This window comes from Arthrobacter sp. N199823, from assembly GCF_002929705.1.
Taxonomy (GTDB): domain Bacteria; phylum Actinomycetota; class Actinomycetes; order Actinomycetales; family Micrococcaceae; genus Specibacter.
Genome location: NZ_PJIN01000025.1, coordinates 1 through 5,141, shown reverse-complemented (window position 1 = coordinate 5,141; position 5,141 = coordinate 1). Strand labels below are relative to the sequence as shown.

The following is a 5,141-nucleotide window of genomic DNA, read 5'->3' as shown; positions in this document are numbered from 1 at the left end:
GGCCTAATCCAATACCAATTCTCAGTACCAGCCAACGGCCGGCATGTTCTCCAGCGAGTTTTGGAAGATCTCCAGAGTGCCGGTCATGCCCCGGCACTTGCCGTTTTAAAGTCCTTCGGGGCAGCCGGGAAAGGCCTGCTGTCTTTCCCGCAACCAGGATGGACATTGGCACTGGATTTTCCTGCCCAAACTCTAGGACTCACTACAGTGCTGTCACACCTGGATGAAGTCGTCGCAACCGCGGGAGGACGCGTCTACCTCACCAAGGACAGCAGACTCTCTGCCAGCATGCTTCCCCGGATGTATCCGGAACTGTTGCACTGGCAACAGATCAGAAACCTTAAACGAGAAGATGTGTCCAGCTCTGCCCGAGGATCATCTCCGGCATCGGATTGTCGCAGTGCCCTAAAGAACTAAGGAATTAAAGTGCATGAGTGCGTACCTGTGCACTTTAACGGTATGGTGAGTTCGTTGATTCTTGAAAGGGGTCCTGATGCTTGCTGTGTTTCGGGTGCGGGCATACCGTAAATTGTTTACTGCCCAGGTGGTCGCTCTGCTCGGGACGGGTCTGCTGACCGTGGCTTTGGGGCTGTTGGCTTTTGATTTGGCTGGGGATCGGGCCGGGGCTGTGTTGGGGACAGCGTTGACCATTAAAATGGCGGCCTATGTTTTCGTGGCTCCGATCATGGCGGCTTTGGTGGAGCGTCTGCCGCGCAAAGTGGTCTTGGTTGGGGCGGATTTGGTCCGCGCTGGGATCGCTTTGTCTTTGCCCTTCGTAGATCAGGAATGGCAGATCTATGTCCTGATTTTCATTCTGCAGTCGGCCTCTGCCACCTTCACCCCAGCCTTTCAGGCCTTGATCCCGGTGATTCTGCCTCAAGAAAGGGACTATACCCGGGCGTTGTCACTGTCCCGTCTGGCTTACGACCTAGAATCTTTAGTCAGCCCAATGATTGCCGCCGTACTCCTGACCGTAATCTCCTACAACAACCTTTTCTTAGGGACAACTGCCGGGTTCCTGGCCTCGGGAGTACTGGTGATCACCACCGTCTTACCGGTGGTCCCAGTAACGAGAAACAATGGTTCGGTGCTGCACCGCACGACGTTGGGCGCCCGGATCTTTGCACGAGCCCCGTCCCTGCGGGGGTTGATGGCACTGAACTTGGTTGTGGCAGCAGCCACGGCACTTGTACTGGTCAACACGGTGGTCTACGTCCGGGAAATCTACGGACTGACCAATACGGATGTGGCGGTGGCACTGGCATGTTTCGGGGCTGGTTCGATGGTGGTGGCGTTGACTGCGCCGCGACTGTTGGAGCGAGTTGCCGATAGATCCTTGATGGTCGCCGGAGCCGTCGTGTTGTCCATTGGTCTGGCCGTTACGGTGTTCATTTCTACCTCCGCTTTCCCTTGGTGGTTACTTCTGGCACTGTGGATGGTGTTGGGGGCAGGGACGTCGATGATTAACACGCCCTCTGCCCGGTTGTTGCGCCGTGCCGCGACGGATACAACCAGGTCTTACATATTTACCGCGCAGTTCTCCCTTTCTCATGCCTGCTTCATGATCACCTACCCGGTGGCCGGGTGGATCGGAGCTTGGATGGGCCAGCCAGCGGCCGCGCTGGTCCTAGTGGTCCTCGCTACACTGGGCACCGGGGCAGCAGTCAAACTCTGGCCAGCACACCCCATGGAAGAGATGCTGGAAACAGCACAGGAAGGTGCATGAGATGACCCAGGCGCAGCCCGTACCAGAACCGAGTTTGCACCACCCAAACGAGCCAGATACGGAACGGTTGGAGGCGGCGACCTCAACGTTTCGGATGCTCGCAGACCCCACCCGGCTACACATCCTGTGGCTGCTGTCGCAGGAACCAGCAGATGTGAGCCAGCTCGTGGCACGTACTGGAGCGAGCCGCACCTCGGTCAGCCAGCACCTAGCCAAACTACGTTTCAGCGCACTGGTTTCCACCCGGAAAGAGCATCGCCACGTGATCTACTCGATCTCCGACGGGCACCTAGGCCGACTAGTCCAAGAAGGCCTCAACCATGCTGATCACCGGGTGAGTGGGGAACCAACCCACGAATAACCCCACCCTCACCACAGGTCCGGAACAGACCACAGCTGAAAGGACGCCAAATTTACCACCGCGCCTCTTTGCAGATATTTCGGGTTGAAGTCGTCGCTGCAACCGCGCTTTTTCTAGCGGATATGCGGTGCCCAAGCCCGACGAAACGCTAATCAAGACCATTACGGGTCCGGTGCGCGAAAACGGTGCTGTCATTGAGCCTTTCACGCACCACGTTTATCGATGAGAAAGCCAGACTTATGAGGGACTCACGGGGTGGCCAGAATCTACTGGCAAGCATCCCCGGCCACGGCACTTTCACTATGACCGCGGAGGCGGTGACCATGATCGACGTGTTCGGCGGTGTTCTGCACTGCTACCTAGGAAACGGTGGCTGCCGCAAACAGGGCCTGTATTTCTCACGGACTGAACCGAAGAAGCAGCTTCGATGCCTACTCAACGGCCCGGAGCGGGAAGAATCGCATACCGGCGATGAGTGGGACCTCCTGTCAACTGGGGACGAGATGCTGATCAGTGTCAGCCACGAACTGGCACCTAAACTTGACGGCGCCGTCTTGGACTTCGGGCAGTACAACAAGATTCAACGCTTCGTGTGGCTAACGATGCCCGCCGTCAAAGGACCAGCCTGCACCTGCCTACGCTCCATCGGACCATCGGCAGGAAAACGCTCGCCCTGCCTCGACGACCAACGGATCGGTCTGACCGACCTATAAAAAACGAAACCCGCCACGACTACCAACGGGGTGGCAAGGGATAAGGCAAAGATACGAAAGAACTGCGCTGTCCTGGCACAATCGTCCGCAAGACACGAGTGCTGGTTATAAGCCGCTATTCCAGTAGTCTGCATTCTCTCGCTGTCATGGTCCGGGCTGTGGGGCTACCTTCTGGCCGACCTTCGATCAATTTATTGGTAACGCAGGCCTCACCAGCGGCACCTCACGGGCGGAAGACCTCATTAGCTTGTTGATGCCACTCAACCGCCCTCCATAACCGTGGCAGTGGTAAGCCGCGTAGGCAGGAGCCATCCATCGATAGATGGGAGCGCAACCCAAGCGGTGCCTCCCCGGTAGCGGAACCGTGGCCGGGCATTGGCCCCAAACTAGCTAACCAGCCCAAGCGACGTGTGATGCCGAACGGGTATAAATCTTCGTCACTTCGTAAACACCGGATCTCATGAGTTTGTATGTGCCAAAGTCCGCGGCTCCACGCCAATGACTGATGCGGTGTCCAGTGAGTCAGCTGAAGGACCTCTCAGGGTTCTCTTTGCATCCTCGGGTGTCGTTTTCAGAAGGCGATTGCACAAATGTCCAAAGTCGTTAGCACTTGGTCTTTTGCTCAGAAGTGCTTAGCACGGAAATTTCAGAAGTCGATAGCACGTTTCACCACTTTTTAGGTCGATGCCCTTGATTTCTAGCGGGATTGGGGTGGATCCTTGGGTATGGCCGGGTGCGTGAGGGTTGCCGTATTGCCCGAATTAAGTCCGCCGGTGACTCTTCTCGAGGGGGGTGTCCCTATGTTTTTCGTCAAGGCTTTGGAGGGATTTTCTTCAAAGTTTTTTGGGCCACTGTTTTTGGGCAGAGGTAGGTGGCTGGCGGTGCGTGTCCGCCAGCTGACAGCTCGGAACGGTCAGGCGGTTTTCGGGGTTGGGGCTTCGTAGAATGTGCCGTCCCGGAGCATCGCGAAGAGAACGTCGCAACGCCTGCGCGCGAGGGCGATGAGGGCTTGGTTGTGTCGTTTGCCTTCGGCGCGTTTCCGGTCGTAGTAGGCCCGTGAGAGAGGGTCTTTCAGAGCCGCGAACGCGGAGAGGAAGAATGCTCGTTTGAGGCTCTTGTTGCCCTTCTTGGAAGGGTGATCGCCACGGATGGAAGTACCCGATCGCCACGTTACTGGTGCCAGTCCGGCGTAGGAGGCGAGGTGGCCGGCAGTCTTGAATTCCTTGCCCGCAACCTCGGTGATGATGCGTGCTTCAGTCCTGACCCCGACCGCTGGCATGGAGGTCAGGACGACGTGAAGAGGGTGGGCCTCCACAAGTGCTTCAACCTGGGTCAGGAGCTCATCGCGGGAGCTGCGTAGGTGTTTGAGCATGGCGGCGAGCTGGGGCAGAACAATGCCTGCTGCACCGGTTCCAGCGACCACGACGGTCTGCTCGCCCAACGCGGCAAACACATCGGCTGCCCAACGGTTTCCTGCTCGCGGCGCGTGCTTGGCGAGCAGTGTCGCGACGCGGGTTTGCCCGGCCTTGCGCAGCTTGTCAGGGGACGGGTATTTGATCAGCAACTCAGCCATGGCAGGGTGATTCAGATGCGTGCCGATGACACGTTCCAGGGCTGGGTGAACCTGCGTGAGTAGGCCGCGGATCCGGTTTGAGGTCGCGGTGGCCTGCTTCGCCAGATCGTCGTCAAAACCGCACAGCATGGAGAGTTCAGCGGCTTGTTCATCGGCGAGGACGATAGACCGCAGTGTGTGGGGTAGGGAGCGTGCTGCTTCAGCAATGATGGCAGCGTCTCGAGCGCCAGTTTTGGCCTCTCCCGGGTGTAGATCCGCGATGCGGCGCATTGCCAGACCTGGTATGTAGCCGACCATGATGCCCTCGGCTTGGGCCACAGCGACCGGCAGAGCACCAATGGTCGAGGGCTGATCCACGACCAACAACACCGTGCCCTTGCCGGCCACAGCCTGGATGATGGCACGGAGTTTAGCCTCGTCCTGGGGCAGCGCCCGGTCCAAGAGCTTCTTGCCCTTACGGTCGATAGCGACCGCGTGATGGTTACTTTTGCCGACATCAACGCCTATGAAGATATCGACTTCGTCATGGTTCTTGATCAACGCAAACCTCCCAGAATAGTCCTGTGAAACCTTCGTTGGCATGTCCTACGGCGGCAAGGCTCGGCATCCACGTTACGGCTGACCTACACGGCAATTCTTTGTGCTGGTCCGGTCCCCATTAGCGATCCCCTGGCGCCTATCGAATCCCGGCGGCAACACCCCCCTGTAAGTATTTGAAGTGGCTAGTCTGTGACTGGCTGGCAGGGTAGGTAATGGTTGTTCTTTCAT

3 protein-coding genes and 1 pseudogene are annotated in these 5,141 nt (G+C 57.9%); 3 read left to right on the top strand and 1 reads right to left on the bottom strand.

Going from position 1 to position 5,141, the window contains the following annotated elements; all coding sequences use genetic code 11:
- Nucleotides 1-493 precede the first annotated feature (493 nt).
- The 3 genes from CXQ93_RS19930 to CXQ93_RS19920 all read left to right on the top strand — a co-directional run bounded on the left by CXQ93_RS19930 (nt 494) and on the right by CXQ93_RS19920 (nt 2,800).
- Nucleotides 494-1,726 (top strand): MFS transporter, encoded by a 1,233-nt coding sequence (locus tag CXQ93_RS19930; RefSeq protein WP_104112146.1) that lies wholly within the window; start codon nt 494-496, stop codon nt 1,724-1,726.
- A gap of 1 nt (nt 1,727) precedes the next feature.
- Entirely contained in the window at nt 1,728-2,087 is a 360-nt protein-coding gene (locus CXQ93_RS19925) for a helix-turn-helix transcriptional regulator (protein ID WP_104112145.1), read from the top strand.
- Between the two features lie 194 nt (nt 2,088-2,281).
- The gene (locus CXQ93_RS19920; protein ID WP_258069140.1) at nt 2,282-2,800 is read left to right on the top strand and encodes a peptidase; all 519 of its coding nucleotides are present in this window, start codon (nt 2,282-2,284) and stop codon (nt 2,798-2,800) included.
- Between the two features lie 913 nt (nt 2,801-3,713).
- Here CXQ93_RS19920 and CXQ93_RS19915 read toward each other — a convergent pair.
- A pseudogene (locus tag CXQ93_RS19915) lies at nt 3,714-4,980 on the bottom strand (IS110 family transposase).
- Nucleotides 4,981-5,141 lie beyond the last annotated feature (161 nt).